General features: G+C 63.2%; 14 protein-coding genes and 1 pseudogene. 8 read left to right on the top strand and 7 right to left on the bottom strand.

Translation table 11 applies throughout. From position 1 onward, the window contains the following. Positions 1-118 precede the first annotated feature (118 nt). On the bottom strand, positions 119-922 hold the full coding sequence (locus HG800_RS08160; RefSeq protein ID WP_169975662.1) for an ion transporter: 804 nt from the start codon (positions 920-922) through the stop codon (positions 119-121). A 289-nt stretch (positions 923-1,211) separates the two neighbouring features. On the opposite strand from HG800_RS08160, the gene HG800_RS08155 reads away from it, so the two are divergent. Both HG800_RS08155 and HG800_RS08150 read left to right on the top strand, forming a co-directional pair. Beyond that, complete coding sequence (locus tag HG800_RS08155; RefSeq protein ID WP_169975660.1) at positions 1,212-2,882, top strand: sodium-dependent transporter; 1,671 nt, start codon at positions 1,212-1,214, stop codon at positions 2,880-2,882. Then, positions 2,879-3,052, top strand: coding sequence for a hypothetical protein (locus tag HG800_RS08150; RefSeq protein WP_169975658.1), 174 nt, complete (start codon positions 2,879-2,881; stop codon positions 3,050-3,052). The genes HG800_RS08155 and HG800_RS08150 overlap by 4 nt, the downstream gene beginning before the upstream one ends. An 87-nt stretch (positions 3,053-3,139) precedes the next feature. Here the strand turns inward: HG800_RS08150 and HG800_RS08145 are convergent, their stop codons facing one another. Both HG800_RS08145 and HG800_RS08140 read right to left on the bottom strand, forming a co-directional pair. After that, a complete protein-coding gene (locus HG800_RS08145; RefSeq protein WP_169975656.1) occupies positions 3,140-4,891 on the bottom strand; it encodes an alanine/glycine:cation symporter family protein in 1,752 nt (583 codons plus the stop codon). Between the two features lie 215 nt (positions 4,892-5,106). Then, positions 5,107-5,742, bottom strand: coding sequence for a 3-keto-disaccharide hydrolase (locus tag HG800_RS08140; protein ID WP_169975654.1), 636 nt, complete (start codon positions 5,740-5,742; stop codon positions 5,107-5,109). A 177-nt stretch (positions 5,743-5,919) separates the two neighbouring features. On the opposite strand from HG800_RS08140, the gene HG800_RS08135 reads away from it, so the two are divergent. Beyond that, positions 5,920-6,573 (top strand): nitroreductase family protein, encoded by a 654-nt coding sequence (locus HG800_RS08135; RefSeq protein ID WP_169975652.1) that lies wholly within the window; start codon positions 5,920-5,922, stop codon positions 6,571-6,573. Next, a pseudogene (locus HG800_RS28185) lies at positions 6,464-7,390 on the top strand (GDSL-type esterase/lipase family protein); the annotation flags it as partial. The gene HG800_RS08135 and the pseudogene HG800_RS28185, both read left to right, overlap by 110 nt. A 60-nt stretch (positions 7,391-7,450) precedes the next feature. Here HG800_RS28185 and ispD read toward each other — a convergent pair. Further along, positions 7,451-8,158, bottom strand: a complete 708-nt coding sequence (gene ispD / locus HG800_RS08130; protein ID WP_169976310.1) for a 2-C-methyl-D-erythritol 4-phosphate cytidylyltransferase — start codon at positions 8,156-8,158, stop codon at positions 7,451-7,453. Positions 8,159-8,438: 280 nt separating this feature from the next. On the opposite strand from ispD, the gene HG800_RS08125 reads away from it, so the two are divergent. From HG800_RS08125 to HG800_RS08110, 4 genes are all read left to right on the top strand, one after another. Further along, positions 8,439-10,916 carry a LemA family protein gene (locus tag HG800_RS08125; RefSeq protein WP_169975650.1) on the top strand — a complete coding sequence of 826 codons (2,478 nt, stop codon included), beginning with the start codon at positions 8,439-8,441 and terminating at the stop codon, positions 10,914-10,916. 122 nt (positions 10,917-11,038) lie between these two features. Next, entirely contained in the window at positions 11,039-12,037 is a 999-nt protein-coding gene (gene sppA / locus HG800_RS08120) for a signal peptide peptidase SppA (protein ID WP_169975648.1), read from the top strand. A gap of 142 nt (positions 12,038-12,179) precedes the next feature. Next, positions 12,180-13,478 carry a hypothetical protein gene (locus tag HG800_RS08115; protein WP_315851995.1) on the top strand — a complete coding sequence of 433 codons (1,299 nt, stop codon included), beginning with the start codon at positions 12,180-12,182 and terminating at the stop codon, positions 13,476-13,478. Positions 13,479-13,886: 408 nt separating this feature from the next. After that, the gene (locus HG800_RS08110; protein ID WP_169975645.1) at positions 13,887-14,930 is read left to right on the top strand and encodes a hypothetical protein; all 1,044 of its coding nucleotides are present in this window, start codon (positions 13,887-13,889) and stop codon (positions 14,928-14,930) included. A 373-nt stretch (positions 14,931-15,303) separates the two neighbouring features. Here HG800_RS08110 and HG800_RS08105 read toward each other — a convergent pair whose 3' ends face one another. The 3 genes from HG800_RS08105 to HG800_RS28180 all read right to left on the bottom strand — a co-directional run bounded on the left by HG800_RS08105 (position 15,304) and on the right by HG800_RS28180 (position 20,154). Then, positions 15,304-17,145, bottom strand: a complete 1,842-nt coding sequence (locus HG800_RS08105; protein WP_169975642.1) for an exo-alpha-sialidase — start codon at positions 17,143-17,145, stop codon at positions 15,304-15,306. A 107-nt stretch (positions 17,146-17,252) separates the two neighbouring features. Next, complete coding sequence (locus HG800_RS08100; protein ID WP_169975639.1) at positions 17,253-18,902, bottom strand: amidohydrolase family protein; 1,650 nt, start codon at positions 18,900-18,902, stop codon at positions 17,253-17,255. Continuing rightward, positions 18,889-20,154 (bottom strand): amidohydrolase family protein, encoded by a 1,266-nt coding sequence (locus HG800_RS28180; protein WP_169975637.1) that lies wholly within the window; start codon positions 20,152-20,154, stop codon positions 18,889-18,891. Before HG800_RS28180 ends, HG800_RS08100 begins: the two co-directional genes overlap by 14 nt. Positions 20,155-20,181: the final 27 nt, after the last annotated feature.

Here is a 20,181-nt window from a genome sequence, read left to right as displayed (position 1 = left end):
TAGGCAGCGGCCAACGGGCTTCTCCAAGTCATGGAGGGCCTTACGGATCGGAGTGTCCATTTCCGTCGAGACAGTCTCTCTCTTCTCCGTTCCTCCTCTTTGTCTTGCCCGCTGCCTACTACCTACTGATCTCTCGTCCGCAGTAAGGGCACGTACGGATATGGTGTTTCTTGCGCTTCTCGACTTCTTCGATGAAGCCGGAGCCGAGAATGGCGGTGGGAAGGGCGAAGAAGCCGATGCCGAGGATGGCGGAGAAGGAGGCGAGCAGGCGGCCAAGCGAAGTCACCGGATGAATGTCGCCGTAGCCGACGGTTGTCAGGGTGACGACGGACCACCACATCGCGGCCGGGATGCTGGAAAACGCCTCGGGCTGGGCCTCGTTCTCGGCAAAATACATCAGGCACGACGTAATCAAAAGCATCAGGCCAAAGACGCACGTAGTCAGAATTAGTTCCTCTCGCTTCTCGCGGATTACGTCACCAAACAGTCTGAGGGCGGAGATGTAGCGAGCGAGCTTGGCGGCGCGGAAGATTCGCAGGAGTCGCAAGGCGCGGACGAATCGCAGGTCGAGGCCGAACAGTGGCAGATAGGCCGGCAGCACGGCGATCAGGTCGATCAGGGCCAGGGGTGTGACCATGAACCGCAGGCGGCCCCGGATCGGCTGGGCAAAGCGCGGGTCGGCGGGAGCCGACCAGAGGCGCAGGAGGTACTCGGCCGAGAAAACCGCCACAGAGAACCACTCGAAGGCGTTGAGGGCCGGACCGACGCGGCGATTGATCGAGGGGACCGAATCCAGGATCACGGCCAGGATGTTCAGGACAATCAGGGAGAGCAAGACGATGTCGAACCCACGACTGACGTGATCGCCCGGCCTGGCGACTTCGAGAATGGCCCAGAGACGCTGTCGAAAGGATTGGCTCATCGGATCAAAAACCAGAACAGCGTGGACGACGAGGAAGGAGTTCCTCGGGATCGGGACGCGGCGTTGCGTTCCTGCAGCTCAGGGATAAGGAATCCATTGTAACCGGATCAAGGTCGAGGATGCTCGCGGTCGAAACGCGTCGTCGTCCGAGAGGGTGATCTCATGAGGAGGCGAACCAGGGGACGGACGGCCTCGTCAGCCCCCTGGCAGGTTGGGCTGGGATCTGCTATAGAGTCCGATCTGGTCAGGGATTGCAGTGAGCTGGCACGGGTTGGCCGAAGGGGGATGCATGGCAAAACATGAGCGTTGGGCCTCTCGGATCGGCCTGGTGCTGGCGATGGCCGGCAACGCCGTGGGGCTCGGGAATTTCCTGCGATTCCCGGCCCAGGCCGCCCAGAACGGCGGCGGGGCGTTCATGATTCCGTATCTGGTGTCCCTGCTGGTCATGGGCATCCCCTTGATGTGGATCGAATGGACGATGGGCCGGTACGGCGGGAGCCTCGGCCACCACTCGACACCCGGCATCTTCCAGTCGATGGGCAAGAGCCGAGCCTGGAAGTACCTGGGAGTGCTCGGCCTGCTGACCTGCCTCGGGATCGCCTCGTATTACCTGTACATCGAGTCGTGGTGCCTGTCGTACGCGATCTATTCGTTGCTCGGGGGCTTCGGCGCCGATGAGCCGGCGAGCTTCTTCGGCCGGATCACCGGGCAGAGCGACAATCAGCTCTTCGCGTTCAGCATCCCCGGCCTGGTGATGTTCGCCATTTGCATTGGCATCAATATTTTTATCCTCTCGCGAGGGGTGTCGGGCGGCATCGAGGTGGTGGCCAAGGTGGCGATGCCGCTCTTGCTCCTGTTTGGCGTCGTGCTGGCCGTGCGAGGGTTGATGAGCGATCCGATCTCGGACGAGGCGGTGAAGGAAAGTCCCTGGGTCGGCCTGAACTATATCTGGAGCGTGCCCGACTTCACGCAGATCGCGAACCCGGCGGTCTGGCTGGCGGCGGCCGGGCAAATCTTCTTCACGCTGTCGATCGGCATGGGATCGATCCATTGTTATGCGTCGTACCTGCGCAAGAAGGACGACGTGGCCCTGACCGGCGCGACCACGGCATGGACGAACCAGATGTGCGAGGTCGTGATCGGCAGCGCCCTGCTCTTGCCGATTGCCGTCAGCTACCTCGGCCTCCAGGGGGTCAAGGACAGCGTGGCGGGAGGCTCGGGCTTCGGCCTGGCTTTCTTCACCTTGCCGACCTTGTTCAACAACTGGGGGCCGCAGTTCGCGCCGCTGGCCGGGTTCCTCTGGTTCGGCTTGCTGTTCCTGGCGGCGATTACCAGCTCGCTGGCGATGGGACAGCCGGTAATGGCCTTTTTAGAAGACGAGTTCAAGCTGAGCCGGGTGAAGGCGTCGTGGGCCCTGATGGGGATGCTGCTGTTCCTGGCCGTGCCGGTGGCATTGATCCACGAACAGGGGGTCTTCAGCGACTTCGACTTCTGGGTCGGCACGTTCGCCCTGGTCGTCTTCGCCCTGATGGAGGTGATCCTCTTCGCCTGGGCCTTCGGCATGGACAAGGGGTGGGAGGAGCTGACCCGAGGGGCCGAGCTGAAGGTGCCGCGTGCCTTTTTCTACATCATGAAATATGTGACGCCAACGTTCATCATCGTCATCCTCCTGGCGGCGATCTTCAAGCCGAGCGTCGGCTGGGACGGCTTCTTCGGGTCGATCGGCTCGGGGCAGGGGGTGCCGGCCTGGGAATGGGACGCCGACAGTGTGATCGGCAAGATCCTGCACAAGGACCTGGTCACCCCCGAGGACGCTTCGCCCGAGGTTGTCACCTACTACGAGAACCTGCGGACGGTCCGCACGTACGACCGGATCGGCCTGCTGGCCATCTTCGCCTTCTTCTCAATCCTGGTGGCGATCGCCTGGCGTCGCAAGGGCAAAGGGGGGACCCCGTCATGAACACCACCGGCATGACCCCATCGGCCTGGATCTTCATGGGGATCGTCTGGACGGTCGTCCTGGGAATGACAGGTTACTGCTTCGCCAAGCTCCTAAGCTCGAAGCAGTTCACCGAGCCCGATCATGACCCGGATCACACCCCGACGTTCAAGCCCGAGGACGATGACTGATCAGCCGGGATCAGATCGTAAGGGATGGAACCGTCCCGATCACCGACAATCAGTGATCGGGACGATGTCGTTGGGAGCACATTGACCTTACTCAACGTCTCGGCCTTCAACCACGTCGGTGATCGACGGGGCAGCGTGGGGAGGGTCCATTTCGCCGGCCTTCAGGCGGCGAAAGTAGTCGTGGTAGGCGTTCATGGCCTGTCGGCCGAAGATGAGCATGATCGGGATGTTCGCCCAGAGCATCACGCCGGTGCCGAAGCTGGAAATGGTGTCGAGGGCGACGTCGGTCGTGATGAAGCCGGGGACGCAGGCGGCGACGATCAAGAGGCAGTAGACAAGCTTGTAGGGCAGGACGCTGCGGGAGCCAAGCAGGTAGATCATTCCCTGCTCGCCGTAGTAGCTCCACGAGATCATCGTCGAGATGGCAAAGAGCCACGAGGCGATCGTCACCAGCCACTTGCCCAGGCCGGGTTGGACCCGGTTGAAGGCGTGGCTCGTCAGGGCCGCGCCGGGGTAATCGCGGAAGACGCCAAAGCCCCCTTCAGGAAGCGGCTCGATGCGGGGCTCGGCCAGGCTGACGATGTCGGACCAGGAGACAAGGTAGCGGTTCTGATCGGGGTCGAACGTGACGTTGCCCATGACCCGGCGCGAGGTGCCGCCGGTCAGGCGGTTCTCGTCGGCCTGGACGACGAGGAAGACCATGTCGGTGCCGTTCTGCCAGCCGTCTCGGCTCGACTCGGGCAGCGGTCCGGTCTCGACACGCCAGTGGTCAAGCTGGTCGCCCTGGACGATGCGGGGGGCCTCGTCGAACACAGCGTTCGGCTCGCGATTCCAGGCGCCGGTGAGCAAAAGGACCAGGGCGGTCAGAGTGCAGACGACGATCGTGTCGATGAACGGTTCGAGGCCCGCCACGACGCCTTCGCGGACCGGCTCATCGGTCTTGGCGGCCGAGTGGGCGATGGGAGAGGACCCCTGGCCGGCCTCGCTGGAAAACAAGGCCCGCTTCATCCCCCAGACCAGAGCATAGCCGAAGGTCCCGCCGACGAACGCCCCCTGAGCCTCCAGGGGGCTGAAGGCCGTGCGGACGATCAGGGCGAGCATTGCGGGAACTTCGGTGATGTTCACCGCGATCACATACAGAGCCGCGAGCAGGTAGATGCCGCACATGAAGGGGACGAGGCGACCGGCGACGGCCCCGATCCGCTTGATGCCGCCGATGATCACCACGCCGACGATCAGGGCCATCACGATCCCGCTGAGGATCTGCGGGACGCCGAAATCCTTCTCGGTCACAATACCGACGTTCCAGGCCTGGAACATGTTGCCGCCGGTGACGGTCGAGATAAGCAGGGTGATGCAGAAAATCCCGCCGATGAACGATCCGACCGGGGCCAGCTTCGGCCCCATCGCCGAGAACCCCTGCTTGACCACCCACATCGGCCCGCCGTGGGGATTCTCGGGGTCGTCCGTGTTGCGGTAGAGCATCGACAGGGTGACTTCGGTCGTCTTCAGGGCCATGCCGACCAGCCCGACCATCCACATCCAGAAGACCGCCCCCGGCCCCCCGAGCGCGATGGCCAACGCCACCCCGGCAATGTTCCCCAGACCCACCGTGGCCGAAAGTGCGGCCGAAAGGGCCTGGAAGTGATTGATCGCGCCGGGGTCGCCCTTGTCGTCGTACTTCCCAAGAATGACCGGCGTGCCGTGCGTCAGGGCATGGAACTGAGACACCCCGCTCCAGATCGTGAACAGAAGACCGACCGCAAGCAAGAAGAACAAGACATATTCATGCCAAATGACATCATTGAGCGCGTTCAGCGTGTCCAGCAAGGGTTCCATCGTGAGTTCCACCTCTCGGAGTGGCCCGGTCGAAGGGTCGGGCGTTCGACGTGCGAGTGGTCAGACCGGCGCGGTCCGGCCCAGGGAAAGGAAGGGAATGGATAAGCCGGGAGAGGGGCAGCGTCTTCTGGTGGGATAACCCTAACGCGATGCCCCGGAATCCCTCGTCCGGGGCACCGGCTGGGGTCGTTTGTTGCGATCCTCGGCGACCGCGATCAGGGCAGTTCCATGACCTCGATCTTGCGCAGGGAGACGACGCTGCCCGGGTCGTGCCCCTGGAAGGCGAAGTGCCCCTGCTTGTACTGTCGGTCGTAGTCGAGCAGCTCGTACAGGACCTTGTCGTTAACCTTCACGGTGATCGACGTGACGACCTGGCCGCGGTAGTCCTTGTCGACCACCTCGACTTCCTGGGTGAACCAGGTGCCGGGCGGGACGAGTTCCTCATAGACGTGGACGCGGGTGTAGATCGATCCGGTCTTGATCGGGTCGCGGTGGGTGCTGTTAATCTGGGCCTCGTAGCCGCCGGAGAAGGTCGGGCCTTTTTCCGATCGGAAGTACATGCCCGAGTTGCCGCCGTCGTTGATCATGATCTCGGCGCGGAAGCGGAAGTTGGTGTAATCCCCCTTGGGGCTAAAAAGCATCGAAGGATCGCCCCGGCCGACGATCACGCCATCTTCGACCGTCCAGCTGCAGTCGCCGTCGGGCCGGAGCTTGATCATCTCCCAGCCGCTGAGGGTTTCGCCATCGAACAGAGAGGTCCATTCCTCGGCCTTCGGCTCGGCCGCGCAGGCCGCCAAAGGAACAAGCAGGGCGAGCGTCGCCGCCGCGCAGCAGGTGCGGAGCATGGTCATCGTACCTCAGTGGTCAGCAAACGAAGAGGAGAGAAGAACCAAGTGGGCTTGGCCGGCCTGGTCCGATCGAGGACCATTCCGGACAGAATGCCGGATCTTACGTCACCCGAAGGCCCAATGCCAGCACTGCGCGCCCGGCGATCGCCGCGCCTGCCTCGCTGTTGAGGACCATCGCTCATGACCGCTGCCGAGGCCATCCTCTGCCGCCAATCGGTCGTCCGGTTCGATCCTGATCGGCCCGTGTCCGATGCGATCCTGGTGCGAATGCTCCGCCTGGCGGGCCGGGCACACTCGCCGCACCATCTCCAGCCCTGGCGGTTCCTGGTGATCCGGGATCAAGGGAACCGTGATCGGCTCCGTCGCGCGGCGTTTCATCACCCTCGACTGGGTGAAGCGCCGGTGGCGATTCTCGTGCTGGGCTACCATCATCCCGATCGGAGCCACTGGCAGGTGATCCGGGATCAGTTGTCATCGGCCGTGCCGCTCTCCGCCGAAGATCTCGGCCGGATCAACGCGGAGGTCCGCCGCGACCTGGCTGCCGAGACGGATCGCGGCATCTGGGCCTGCCGACACGCCAATGCCGCCGCGACCACCCTGATGATCGCCGCTACGGATCTTGGCCTCGCTTCGGCACAAATCGACCGCTTCAATGGATCGTTGATCCGGGACATCTTCAGCATTCCACTCGATCACTCGCTCTGCGCCGTGATGGCGATCGGCTATGCTGTGGGCGAGCCTTCCACCGTCCCGTGCCTTCCACTTGCCGAGCTTTGCTTTCTGGAACACTTTGGCCAGCCCTGGACGCTGGGTGAAGGGGACGATCGGGCGTGATGAGGTGCGCGGGTCTCGTGTGATTGACGCATTTCCGATCTCGTTCTACGATCACGCGATGACCCGTTTTCGAGCGATCCGACGTGTCTTGATTCTGCTTGCCGTCCCGAGCCTGATCGCCGGGATGACCGTCTCCCACTTCGCCGCCCTGGCTGGTCGGGAGCCGGATCGGCGATCGCCAACGCGACCGATTCCCCGGCCCGACCTGCCAGGCTGGCTCGAACAGCACACTCTGATGGTCGAGCAGGCGATGATCGGACAGATTGACCTGCTTTTTCTGGGAGACTCGATTACTCGGGGGTGGCTCGGCCAGGGCCGCAATCCGTTCGAAGGGGACGGCCTCGACCTGTGGCACGAACGATTTGCCCCCCGCCGCGCGGCCAACTTCGGCATCGGCAGCGACCGGATCGAGCACCTACTCTGGCGGATTCGACACGGCGAGCTATCGGGGAGGATCGATCCGAGGGTCGTCGTCCTGATGATCGGCACGAACAACATCGGCCTCGACCCTCCGGAGGTGATCGCCGACGGAATCGCCACGGTGGTCGATGAGATCCGCCGCCGATTGCCTCGATCAGTGATCGTGCTGATGGCATTGACGCCCCGAGGGGTCTCGCCCACGCTCTCCTCGCCCCCGACCCACGACCAGGCCCATCCGGACGTGGCTGAGGTCAACCGCCTGATCGCGCCTCTTGCTCGCTTGCCCCGCGTCGGGTTCATCGACTTCGGATCGTCCCTGCTCGACGCCGACGGTCTGGTTCCCCGCGCCCAGTTTCCGGATTACCTGCACCTGAGCCGATCGGCGTATCAAGTCTGGGCCGAGGCGATCGAGTCGATCCTTCAGATCGTGCTCGGCGCGGTTCCCGACACGGACGACTCAGCGCTCTCGATCTCGGAGCAGGCCCCGGAAGATCGCCTCGGCCAGGGGAAGATCCTCGCGCCGGGTGATCTTGAGATTCAGAGGCGATCCGAGGACGATCCGGCACGGATGGCCGATGGCCTCGACAAGCTGGGCATCGTCGGTCACGGGCACCGAGAGATTGATCCGGTTTGCATGGGCCTGGCGAAGCAGGTCGAGCCGAAATGCCTGCGGCGTTTGCACGGCAAAGAGGCCGGCTCGGGAGACGGTTTCCGTGATCACGCCGTCGTCTCCGGCCCGTTTCAAGGTGTCGGAGACCGGCAAACCGGGCAAGGCCGCGCCGAATGCTCGGGCGGCCTCGAAGACGCGGTCGATCACGGCTCGGGTGGGGAACGGTCGGGCTGCGTCATGGACGGCGACGAACTCGCAACGCGGATCGATCCGATCGAGACAGGCCGCCACCGTGTCAAAACGTTCGGCTCCACCCTCAACCAGGGTAATCCTCAGTTCCGCCAGCTCGGCCTGATAGCGATCCTCGAACTGCTTGCGGTCTTCGGGAGCGACGGCCAGAAGGAGCTGCGCCACGTCGTTTCGCTCGGCGAACGGCTCGACCGCCCAGCGCCAGACGGCTCGGCCGTCGATCTCATGGTCCACTTTTTTCCGGGTCGCATCTCCGAACCGCCGGGACTGTCCGGCGGCCGGAAGGATGACGGCAAACGGGCCCATGAGCGGCCCTCCTTCGGGGTTCGAGACAGTACGACGGCCAGGGCCTTTATCTTGGGATCGACGGCCGAGGATCGTCAACGGATCGCAAACGTCAAGGCCTTGCAGCGATCGCCGCATCCCTGGGTGCTCGCCCCGACGACCCAAAGGAGACACGAACGGATCAATGTTTGATTCTTCGGATCGAATGCCCTAGGAACGAGGGCTTGAGCCGCGATGCCGCGCCAGGCCACCAATCGTCCTCGCTCGCTCAAGCGGAACTGCCTCGGAGCCGGAATCAATCATGGATACGATGCTCGAAACGCTTCTACCGACCGTTGTGGTGGGCATTCTCGTTGTGGTCGTGCTCTGGCGCCTTGGCAAACACATGCTCGGCTCGAATGACGCCACTCAGCCAGGGGGTGATCCGGAGATGGGGTGGATGAGCCGTCTGGCGCTGGGAGCCGCGGTGATCGGGCTGACGATCGGCGCCGCGGTGTTCAGCTCATTCGGCATCGACCAAATCCGCCGGCAACGTGATCTGGAACGCGTCCCTCGGACCGAGGTCGTGGCGGCTCTGACCGGCGAGATCAACCTGGTCGGCTCGGCGGTCGAAGACCCGGCCACCGGGGTCGTCATCGCCCCTCGAACCGGCACACCTTGCCTCTATTTTCACTACACCGTCGAGAAAAAAACCAAGGATTCCGAAGGCAAAACCAAGTGGAGCACCATCGAACGACAGGAGCAGTGGGCCCCCACCTTTCAACTGGTCGACGATTCGGGGTCCATCACCATCCGACCGTCCGATGCGGACCACTTCCACACCACGAATCGCGACCATTTGGAGACCGTCGGCGACCTGCGCTACCGAGAATGGCGGATCGATCCCGGCCAGCGTGTGTTTTTGTTCGGATTTGCACAGGTCGATGCCGAAGGGCAGGGATCAGTTGGGTTCAGCGAGCCAGGACGCTACACCCCGATGATCTCGGAAGGCAACGAACTGGCCGAACGCCGATCGATGGCCGTGGGTGCGGTCTTTCTTTGCTGGGCGGCGCTCGCGTCGCTCTCCTTCGCCGTTTTCTTCGGGTGCTGGATGGCCCGGCTGCACCAGACTCCGTTTTACCTGGCTTTGATCGCAACGCTCATGATCGGCGGCTTAACCTACTGCGGCCTTCGGATGATGCACGCCGACCTGACCGGAGCGCGGGACCGGCTGCATCGGGTACGCTCCTCGGCTCGCGAGGCGGTGACCGATCTGCTCAATCACCGCAGGATTCGCTGGGATGGAGACTGGTCGAACCTCGGCCGATTCGATGATTCGTCCGTCTTCGCCTCGCTCGACGATCGCGAGAGGCGGCGCCTGACCCGAATTCGGATCGATCTGGCCCGCGCCGTCTTGCGAACCAATTCCATCCGCGACCGGTTTCCGGAACGGATGCTCGCCCCTTTCTGGGGAATTCATCGCGAGCCGACGATCGGCCTGCCGGAAGCCGACCAGGCGACCCTCGCGCAACTTGATGGCGAATTCGAGGTCGCTCGCTTGAGTCCCGGCCTGACCGGGATCGCCAGCCCGGTGGCCCTGGTGATCGCGATCGTCGGCTCGTGGTTTGGCCTGAAAAAAATCAAGGAAAAGCGATACATCGAAAACGTGCCGACCAGCCCGACGACCGGCGTGGCGGTGGGATTCACCGAGATCATGGGCACGATCGTACCGACGGAAACGGGCACAACCCTCTCGGGTCCACTCTCGAACCGGCCGTGTGCCCAGTTCCATTACACGGTTCAGGAGCGTCGAGGCAGCGGCAAGAACGCCAAATGGGTCACAATCGAGGATCGCAAGGAACGGATTCCCTTCCTTTGCCAGGATGACCACGGCCATTTACTCGTTTTGCCGGAAGGGGCTGAGATTCTGACCCGGCACCAGGATTCCAGTCGATCGGGCAAGCTTCGCTACAGCGAGACACGCCTGGAAATCGGCGACCCCCTTTACGCGCTGGGGACGGCGACGATCGAGCCCGTGGAAATGGCATCGTTGCGGCTGGAACGGGGTGACGAGCGATCGCTTCCTTACGTGCTGAGCAACTATTCCGAGTCGACCTTGATGCATCGTAAGGCGCGGGTCGGGCAGTTCTGGATCACGACGGCCGTGGATGCCTTGATCTTGCCGACGCTCCTGATTTTCGGCCTGTACGGCTCGTTTCAGGCGACCGACTTCCTCGCGGCCACGCTGGTGGCGATCGGCTACTTCGTGCTGGCGGTGACGATTCTCCTGTTCAACGACCTGGTGTTTCTTCGGAATCGGGTCCAGCGCGCCTGGCACAACATCGAGGTGTCGCTCAAGAAGCGGGCCGACCTGGTGCCGAATCTTCAGCAGGTTGTTCAGTCCTACCTGGCTCACGAACGCGGGGCGCAGGAAGAGCTCGCCCTGATGCGCCAGGCCTACGGCGGCGGTGCCATGCTTGACCTGACACACGCGACCGAGATGCTCACGGCCGAGCGATCGCTACTCGACCGCATCATCGGTCTCCGGGAAGCTGCGCCAGACCTCAAGGCAGATCAGTTGACCGGCGATCTGATGCGTCGATTGACCTTGCTTGAAAACGAGATCGCCTTGATGCGACAGGGCTACAACGACGCCGTGGAACGCTACAACACGCGGATCGCCCACGTTCCGGAGGTCCTGCTGGCCGTGATCTTCCGGTTCACGGAGGCGTCATACTTCCAAGCGCCAGTTGAGGTTCACGAGACCCCTCGACTCGACTTCAGCACCGGTTCGGCCTGAGCTGCTCAAGCGACCTCCACGCCACGATCCCTTTCGACGCGCCCGGCGATCGGGGTACACTGGATTTCCTCTGGCAGACCTTGTTCAAGACGCCCCATTCTATGAGATCCGAGAACCACGAGATGAGCTATCATTCCTCCAATGCTCCTCCTCCTCCGCCTCCCGGCCAAACGATCGTCCTGGAGCGTCGCGAGCGCAACGGTTGGTTCCGTCGCCTCTTCTGGCCCGTCTTGATTCTCTCGGTTCTGATCAACTTCACGCTCCTCTCGCAACGCACGGCTGGGCTACGGCCCGATCCGCTGGAGGAACAGTACGTCGTCGGCTCGCTGAACCCGACGGCCGACAAGATCGCCATCGTGCGCGTGGAAGGGCCGATCGCGCTGAGCAGCGTTGATTTCGCAGTCGAGCAGATTCGCCAGGCCCGCAACGACAAGCGTGTGAAGGCTGTCGTCTTGCGCGTCGATACCCCCGGTGGGACCGTGACCGGCTCCGATCAGATCTGGCGCGAAGTGGCCTTGCTCAAACAAACGGGCAAGCCGGTGATCGTGTCGATGGGAGGGCTGGCGGCCTCGGGTGGCTATTACGTTTCGGCTGCTGCCGATGAGATCATCGCCGAACCGACCACCACCACCGGCTCGATCGGCGTGGTGATCGAGCTGCCAAACGCCTCCGACCTGCTCGACAAGGTGGGATTGCAGTTCCAGTCGATCACCGCCGGCGAATGGAAAAACATGGGTTCACCCTATCAACCGCTCGAAGAACGCGACCTCGCCCGCTTCCAAGAACTGGTGGACGACACCTACTCCCGCTTCCTCCGGATCGTCGCCCAGGGACGCAACCTCTCGATGGACGAGGCCCGAGCGGTGGCCGACGGCAAGATCTACTCGGCCGATGAGGCACTGGCCATCGGCCTGATCGACCGCCTCGGCTACCAGGAAGATGCCATCGCCGAGGCCGCTACCCGAGCCAAGCTCGACTCCCCTCGGGTCGTTCGCTACAGCAGGCCGCTGAGCCTGGGAAGCCTTTTCGGTCTTTCGGCCGCAGCCCGGTCGAACGCCTTGATCGACGAACAAACCCTCATGGAGTGGCGGACCCCTCGCATGATGATGATTCTGCGCTAATGATTCGCCGCTGGGATCGCGGTCTCCTGCCGGACCGTGGAGCATCGGCACTGGCGAAGGTCAGGACCGCAAGGACTTCCGGTGATCGCGACTCCGACGATTGCCACATTCTGATAACAGCCTCAGCCCCGGGAGCCCCCCCGTGCAAACCGACATTCGCCTCGGCACCTTCGACCTCGACGCCTCTCCTCCGATGAATCACTCGCTCTGTGGAGGATGGATCACCCCGGTGGTCGGCCAGGATGATCCGCTTCGCCTTCGGGGGATTGTCATCCTGGGTGCAGACGCTCCGATCGTCCTCGCCTCGCTTGACTGGACCGGAGTGCTCAACGAGTCGCACCGTCTCTGGACCGAGCAACTGGCCGAGGCGGCCGGCACCACCCCCGACCGGGTGGCTTTGCACTGCGTCCACCAGCATAACGCCCCGTTCATTGACCATGAAGGAAACCGTTTGCTCCGCGAAGCCGGGGCCGATCGCCTCCTCTTTGATGAACCGTTCGTTGCGGATCTGATGGCGCAATCAGCCGAGGCCGTCGGTGCCGCGGTACGCGCGGCCGTGCCGGTCGATCGGCTCGGAGTGGGTGCGGCTGAGGTCACCCAGGTCGCCTGCAACCGCCGGGTCATCGGCCCCGATGGCAAAATTCAGTACACCCGCACCAGTGCCACCCGCGATCCGGCCGCTCGGGCCGCTCCCGATGGCACCATTGACCCCATGCTGCAATCCCTCTCGTTTTACCGCGAGGGATTCCCCGTCGCCCGCCTCTATTACTACACGACTCACCCTATGAGCTACTACGGCGACGGCCGAGTCTCGGCCGACTTCGTCGGAATCGCTCGCGCCAATCGATCGGCCGACGAGGAGGGGACGCTTCACCTCTACTTCACCGGCGCGGCCGGCAATGTAACCGCCGGAAAATACAACGACGGTTCACCTGAGAATCGCCCGATTCTTGCGTCGCGGATCTATCAGGCGATGGCCAGCGCTGATGCCACGGCCGAGGACCACCCGCTCGACCACCTCTCCTGGACCACCGTGCCCATCGAGTTCAACCCTCGCGAGGATCTCGACCTCGACCGCCTGAAGGCCATTGTCGCCGACCCGAACGCCTCGACCGTCGACCGCAATCGGAATGCCATGACCTGCGCCTGGCTGATGCGCCTGGAGACGAAGCGGCCGATCCTCCTCGGCCGGCTCGACACCAACGCCAACAGCGTCTTGCACCTGCCGGCCGAGACGTTCGTCGAGTACCAGCTCTACGCCAAATCGCTCGCCGGCGGCGTCCCCCTCGCCGTGGCCGCCTACGGCGACGGCGGCCCCTGGTACATCCCGCTCGAACGCTCCTACGCCGAAGGAGGCTACGAGCCCTCCGTCTCCTGGGTCAGCACCATGAGCGAACCAATGTACAAGTCCAAGATCGAGGAACTGATCCGCAAGTCCTGAACCTCGATCATCTCGTTGTTTGGGGGAGACGTCCGATCATCCGTGATGCCGGTCGGACTTCGGGCGGAATCCCACCGGGTCCTCCCGACCGGGACGATGGGGACGGCCGACGGGATCAACGGGAGATTCTCGGCACTCCCTCCCCGTCCCTCGGCGGGTGAGCCATGGAATCGACGGATGCCGACGATCACCCCAACGGCCCCGGGGCCGAGGACGGGTCCACGAATGCGACCCGGATCCCTCCTCTGGGACCAAGCCTGCACGCGGTCGACAAACACGCGGTCGACTTCAGCGGCGGGTTGATCCGGTTTTTTCGAGCAGTTTTTTTGATCATTCGTGATTGCTTCAGAGAGGTTGTCAGCCGAGGAATCATTGACCTTGCACCTGTCGAATCGTCGAGCAGAAGTCATGCGTCGGCTCTCTCGACATGCCAATCTCCGCCCTCGTGTTGATCCGTGCGAGGATCGCTCCCCGGCTTCCGTCCTGATGCCTGTCCCTCTGCCGTTGTGGGCGAGGCCGATCATCACGACGATCCATCCGCCCACGCAAGCCCCTCTGCTCGCGATCGGCCATGAGGTTGAGTCGTTCGCGGAATCCGCGACGAGGCCATCGACCGAGGCGGGCCTCTCCCTTCCGAACCCCGACCAACGCCTGCACGATCACGGCCCGGTCCGTCCCCCTGACCCCGCCGATCCACGCACCGCGCAGGATACTCAAGAATCGACGGGCCGAGAGGGGGCCAGGCGGCTCGTCGGGGTCCTCCACGGGGGGCAGATGACGATTCCCGTCGAGGCGGCTGGCTGGACACCGTCGAACCCCACGCCCTCGCCGTCACACAAGAGTGGACCCGTCGACCAGGCGGCGATTGCCCACCTGGGTCCGCAATCGCCGGCGCCCGACGAGGACGGCGTCCGCCCCATGTCGCTCCCTCCGACCTCCCCTTCGTTCCTTGGAACCGCCACCCAATCCGATCCGGCGGTCAGTCCGAGTGACCTCAAAGGGGCGGTGGCCGCGCACGGCTACTTCGACGGCTCCGGCGGCGGTGGCGGCTATCCGGATCAGCATCCGGGCATCCACTTCTCCGGCGCGAGTTACCATGAGGAGGTGACCGGCCAGTATGTCGTCGACGACGACATCCCCGTTGGCTTCGTAACTTATATCGACGTCTTCGAGCGCGAGCCCGAATACAACATCGTGTCGACCAGTATCTCGTGGTCCGGGGGGACACCCTACAGCAGTGATTTCGCCGGCGGGCCATGGTCTGCAGCACCACAATCGATGAGCGTCGGGATGGACGTCCAGACCAACGATTGGGTCTATTCCTTCATCGCTGACCCGATGCCCCGCGAATACACGGTGTCCCTCTCGGTGCAGTACGACAATGGCGCGTCGGGAAACTCAACCGTCCGATTCACTTCCGCCCGGCCGTCCGTCAGCATCATCGGCTGCTGACGGTGATGGACTTCGATCGCGGGGAGGTGGTCGGGCAACTCCAGACCGAGCCGGGGTGATCTCCGGCAGCCTTCACCTGCTGGCGTTCAGCCTGGACGGCGCCAGAGTGGTGTCGGCGGGCGACAGGGCCTTCCCCCCGGGCGAGGATGTCATCCTCCAGGTCTGGGACGTGGAGAGCGGGCGTAAGCTCGGGGCGTTCCTGAGGCGTCAAGCCGCATCGGCCCGGGCTCGGCAGTGGTCGCCGGGGGCGGCGGAACCGGGTTGCGCCCGACTCTTCCAGGACATCGCATCAGGCCGGCACGCATACGGATCGGAGACCGCGCCTGTTGCAAACGGCAAGACAAAGGAGCGACCCTTGATCTGAGCACCCTGCTCACTCGGCAGTCTCGTGGCGGGGCACCCCGGCGCGGAAGTTCCCGACGGCCTCGGAGGTCCGCAAGGGACGATCGTAGACCCGAACCGATCGGAGTTCTCCATAGAGTCGCGAGGCCAGGATGGCACGATCTCGACCGTTGAGGTCGCCCAGCTCGGGAAGGAAGCGTCCCCAGCCGTACTGACGGATCGCGCCGCCATCGTTGAAGATTCCATCAACAACCACACTGATAATCTGGGGTCCGGCATCGACCGTAACGACGATGTGCTGCAAGTCGCCGACCTTCAGGGTGCCGGGGCCGGTGCCGGGGTCGCTGTCCCAGGTGGCCTCGTGATCGCCGTCGCTGAGGGTGACGCCGAGCGTCGATCGCCCCGTCGTGAACAGGTGCAAACCGCGGCCGGACTCGTCCCGCGAGTCGAGGAGCGACTGCCCCTCGGTTAACTCTCGGAACCGAACCCAGAGGCCGATCGAGAACCCTCCTCGGTCGCCGAGGTCGGGCAGAGGGGGCATGGCCGCCTCTGTGCCGGCCGCGATTGGGTCGCCGGCCAGTTCGAGGACCAGGCCGGAACGCTCGACCTCGCGGCGATCGAACTGACCCCAGAGGTCGTCAAGCAAGGTCGGGTCGACCCGGTGGACGCGGGCGATTTCTTTCTGAGTCTCGGTCACATAAAGTTCGCCGTCATCTTCGATGAAATCCGGATAGCTGATTCGGACGTTCGGATCGTCGTCGTAGAGCAGAATCTCCGGCTCAGACCAGTGAATCAATCCATCGCGCTCGATACCGCCAAGCACCCAGGCCGGGTTCCGCCCTTGATAAGGGTTCCAGTCGTCCCGATGAATCTGCTCACCCCCATGATTATGGAACCAGTAGAGATATTTTCCGTTTGAGAATTTCTTCACAAAGTTCGCGGCGCGGGGATGCTTCACCCGTCGTCCTTCGGGGCCGTAGGTCATGTACGCCGAGGGGGTCCAGGTGCGGCCGCCGTCGCGGCTATAGGCATGGCACGGGTAGCCGTCGATGGTGCGATAGGTCGCGAACAGCGAGCCGTCGGACAGCGCAACCAGATTCGCCTCGTCGGACACCGGCCCTTTCGGGGCCCGAAGCCCCTCGTCATCCTCGGGGAGCAATTCCCAGCGGATGCGGCTCGGGTCGGGTTCGGTCAGGATGTTGTCGCTTCGCATGAACACGCCTTGCGACTCGACCATCCCGCCGGGGACTCCCCACTTGCCCACCTTAGCGAAGCCGAAATAGGCAACGTCGTTGGTCGTGATCGGCTTGCCAACCCCCCAGAAGAACAGGGTCTCGCCGCCGGTGGTGTTCCCGCGGTCGATCCGCATCGGTCGCATCGGAATTTCCAGGCGATCGTCCGACCAGGTCAGGCCACCGTCGTCGCTCCACTTGAAGGCGTAGGCCCCCAGGGTATCCACCCGACGCCCCACGCTTGGACTGTTCGAGGGAACCTCTCGGAGATTCTCAGAGTTATACGTGTAGAATGCATAAATGCGTCCGCCGGGAACCTTCAAGGGCATCACCCAGGAGGCTTCCGGCCCGTCACTCGGCTCAATCGGGATCAAGTCCGACCAGGTCCGTCCTTTGTCGTGACTGATGGTGGCGACAATGTGCTGACCAACGGCCCCTTCCTTCCCCTCGCCGGTCGTCATCGTGCAGAGCCAGTGTCCCTGATCAGTGACGATCACGTAGGGCTGATCGCAGTATCCCTCGTCGGGGATGGTCCAGCCATTGCGAATCCGTCTCGGATCGTCATTCGCGCGGGCGACATCCGGAGCAACCAGCAACGCGGGCGCACTGACACAAAGAAGAACGAACAGCCGGGACAGCATGGCAAGACCTCGAACCTCGGTGGGGAAGAGCTTCGAGTTCGAGGGTATCGATCCTCGACAGGGGTCGCAAGCCACAGGCCCTTGCAACCCCTGATCGATCAACTCAATCAGCGGCCGTTCCGCTCGAAGACCGGGTAAACGCGATCCTCTGCCCGCTGATAGCGAATCCTTCCATCAACGATGGCGGTTTCAACATACGTGCGGTAGTCGAGCGGACCACCATCGAGAATGAGCAGATCAGCATCCTTGCCTTCCTCGATGCTTCCAATTCGGCCGTCAAGCCCAAGGATGCGGGCTGGAACGATGGTCAGGGCAGCCAGCGCGGTCGATTCGTCAGCCCCCCCCCGGACGGCAAAAGCCGCTTCCAGCGGCAGACTCGTCAGGTCTCGACCGGCCAGACCGTTGAGGCTCACCCCGCTCGATAGTGCCGTGACCGCAAACGACACCGAAGCTCGCTGGAGAATGCCGGGAGTCTCGATGGACGTGCCGGTCGAATCGTCCCGACCGGGCTGCGGACGACGACGCGATCGAGGAGTAAGGACGACCGGCACCCCGGCCTTGCCCAACTCCTCGGCCACCACCCACGACTCGGCAGCGCCGTCGATCACAAGCCGATAATCCAGTTCCTGGGCAAGGGCCACCATACTCCGAATGCCATCGGCGGAATCGACGGGAATTCGAAGCGGAATCTCCTTCTTGACCAGCCGGATCAAGCCGTCATCGACCGGTTTGCGAGGCTCCTTGATGCCTTTCTTTCCGGCCTCCTTATCAGCCTCGTATTGCGCAAGTTCCTCAAGATAATTCCGAGCTTTCTTGATGTTTTCTCGCCAGCTATACAGATTAAACGGCCCCACCAGCGACGACGGGGGAAGGCTATAGAAGGGATCTTCCGCGACAAGCATCCCGGAAATCTCACCGTAGGTCAGCTTGATCACCGCGTGGTTATTCGGACGCGGACGAACCGGCGACGGAGGGGCAAGCGGTTCGGGAAGCGTTTCCATGACCGTGGCAGAGCAATGGGCACAGGCTCCCGATCGATCGATTTCGCTGAAGAAGCGATTATCAAACGGCGAGACCATTCCCGGGCCGTCACCTCCCGCAAACAGGCCGAGTGATGCGCCTTGAGCCTCTTCCTCGGCATGATCATGTTCAGAAGCATGACCAATCAGGTGATCAAGCACATCCTGTCCGATCTGACCTTCGTGGTACAGCGTCATCAGGTCTTCGAGGGTCAGCTCGATCGGGCCGGGATCGGCGGATCCGGGGCCGCTCTCGAACCGAAATCGGAATCCTGAGGTACTTCCCACCTGAACGGCCCCGGTCGTGATCCCGGCACCAAGACAAAACTTGATGTTTCGATCAAACGGATCGAGTGCGTCGGCCACCGTGTTGCTGCTGCCGATGGCCCGTGTCCGAACCGCCGGTCCCAGGCCCACCCCGCTCATGTCCAGCGTGACGAAGCCAGGAGTAATGACCTTGCCGGCCGCGTCGATCACCTCGGCACCCTCAGGCACCTCGACGCTCTGGCCAACCGCCAGGATTTTCCCATCCTGAACGAGGATGGTCCCCCGTCGGATCGTTCCCTGCGTGACCGTTTCGATGTCGCCTCCCACGATGGCCAGAACCGGTCCGGATGGTCCTTCCTTCTCCTCGTCATTCGGCTCGGTCGCCGACTCGGACTGAGCGAATCCAGGTCCCGCGACACACAAGACCAGGACCAGATGCGCCGTCTTGCAAAGCAATTCAATCGGTTTCATAGACGGTCTTCCCTTCGAGAATGACGGTGCGGAGGCGGCTGTACGGGTCGAATGGATCACCGTCGAAGATCAGGAGCGAGGCCGATTTTCCCGCCTCAATCCGACCGAGCGTGTCGCCCATGCCGATCACGTCGGCCGGGCGGCTCGTAAGTGCCTTCATCGCCTCGTCTCGGGGCAAGCCGGTGGCAATCAGGTAGCCGACATCGAACAACGGCGTATCCTGCCCCGACTGGAGTGCGGCCCGGCTGAAGCCTTGCGAGAAGGCGAAGTTGATCCCCCGTTCCTGAACGATCCGAGGGACGTTGATCCGATCGCGATTCTGAGGCATCGTGTCCACGGTCGGACGCAAAATCAGGGTAATCGAAGGATGATCGGCCAGTTGATCCAGGGTCAGCATCACATCGCTGCCCGAGGCGATCAACCCGATCTGGACCTTTTCATACTCCTTCGTCGCCTCAAGCAGATAAAGAATTGATGCGGCGTTGCCCGCATCGACGAGCAGCGGGGCTTTCCCCTCGACCACGGCCCGCCAGAGGTCTCGGGATGGGTCTGAGGACCCTGAAGACCCCGAACCTTGCGGCCGAGAGGCCCCTTGGTCGGAACCTGCGCTTCCTGAGCTTCCCCGGCCCGACGAGCCGGATCGGCTGGCTCCCTGAAGGCTCTTGCGAAGCAGTTCCAGGGTGGGCGTACTGTTCGACAGCGAAAGCATCAGGCGACCCTCGTGCTCTAGGATCGCGGCGTCGGGATCGTCTGGAACGATGCGGATCACGGCCGTCTGACCGTAGTCGGGCGGAAGCAGGTTGAGATACGTCAGGCCCGATCGGAGCAACGGATCGAAATTCGTGCGGTAGGGGTCGAAGAGGTCGGCAGCTCGCGAAAAAGAAGGGGTCCGGCTCGAACTGGAACGGCCGATGGTGACGACCTGGTTCCCGATGATCACCGTGCCCGAGCCGCCGCTCAGGGTCCCTCGCGCCGAGAGGGTCGGCTCGACGATACCGGGCATGATCGTGCGGCCCGAAGCGTCAATCACCTGAGCATCTTCAGGGATGTCGACCTCGTCCAGCGGCCCAACCTCCTCGATTTTCCCGTCGCGCAGAACGATCACACCTGAATCGATCCGTCCCGCCTCGCCGACCGTCTCAATGGTCGCTCCTTTCAGGGCCAGCGGACGGTCCTGGGCCTGGACTGGCAGGGGAAGAGCGACCAGCACAAGAGCCGCCCCAAAGAGCGGGGCAAGGCGGTTGGATGTCACGACTCGGGGCTCCGAAGGCGAGTGAAT

Source organism: Tautonia rosea, assembly GCF_012958305.1.
Lineage (GTDB): Bacteria > Planctomycetota > Planctomycetia > Isosphaerales > Isosphaeraceae > Tautonia > Tautonia rosea.
Note: the sequence above shows the minus strand (reverse complement) of the source record. Positions and strands in the feature narration are given on the sequence as shown.

Coding starts and splice junctions, on each gene's coding strand:
- ispD (WP_169976310.1), bottom strand. CDS start 8,158: ATGGGCCCGTTTGCCGTCATCCTTCCGGCCGCCGGACAGTCCCGGCGG.
- HG800_RS08145 (WP_169975656.1), bottom strand. CDS start 4,891: ATGGAACCCTTGCTGGACACGCTGAACGCGCTCAATGATGTCATTTGG.
- HG800_RS08150 (WP_169975658.1), top strand. CDS start 2,879: ATGAACACCACCGGCATGACCCCATCGGCCTGGATCTTCATGGGGATC.
- HG800_RS08100 (WP_169975639.1), bottom strand. CDS start 18,902: ATGAAACCGATTGAATTGCTTTGCAAGACGGCGCATCTGGTCCTGGTC.
- HG800_RS08140 (WP_169975654.1), bottom strand. CDS start 5,742: ATGACCATGCTCCGCACCTGCTGCGCGGCGGCGACGCTCGCCCTGCTT.
- HG800_RS08110 (WP_169975645.1), top strand. CDS start 13,887: ATGCGTCGGCTCTCTCGACATGCCAATCTCCGCCCTCGTGTTGATCCG.
- HG800_RS08160 (WP_169975662.1), bottom strand. CDS start 922: ATGAGCCAATCCTTTCGACAGCGTCTCTGGGCCATTCTCGAAGTCGCC.
- HG800_RS08105 (WP_169975642.1), bottom strand. CDS start 17,145: ATGCTGTCCCGGCTGTTCGTTCTTCTTTGTGTCAGTGCGCCCGCGTTG.
- HG800_RS08125 (WP_169975650.1), top strand. CDS start 8,439: ATGGATACGATGCTCGAAACGCTTCTACCGACCGTTGTGGTGGGCATT.
- sppA (WP_169975648.1), top strand. CDS start 11,039: ATGAGCTATCATTCCTCCAATGCTCCTCCTCCTCCGCCTCCCGGCCAA.
- HG800_RS08155 (WP_169975660.1), top strand. CDS start 1,212: ATGGCAAAACATGAGCGTTGGGCCTCTCGGATCGGCCTGGTGCTGGCG.
- HG800_RS08135 (WP_169975652.1), top strand. CDS start 5,920: ATGACCGCTGCCGAGGCCATCCTCTGCCGCCAATCGGTCGTCCGGTTC.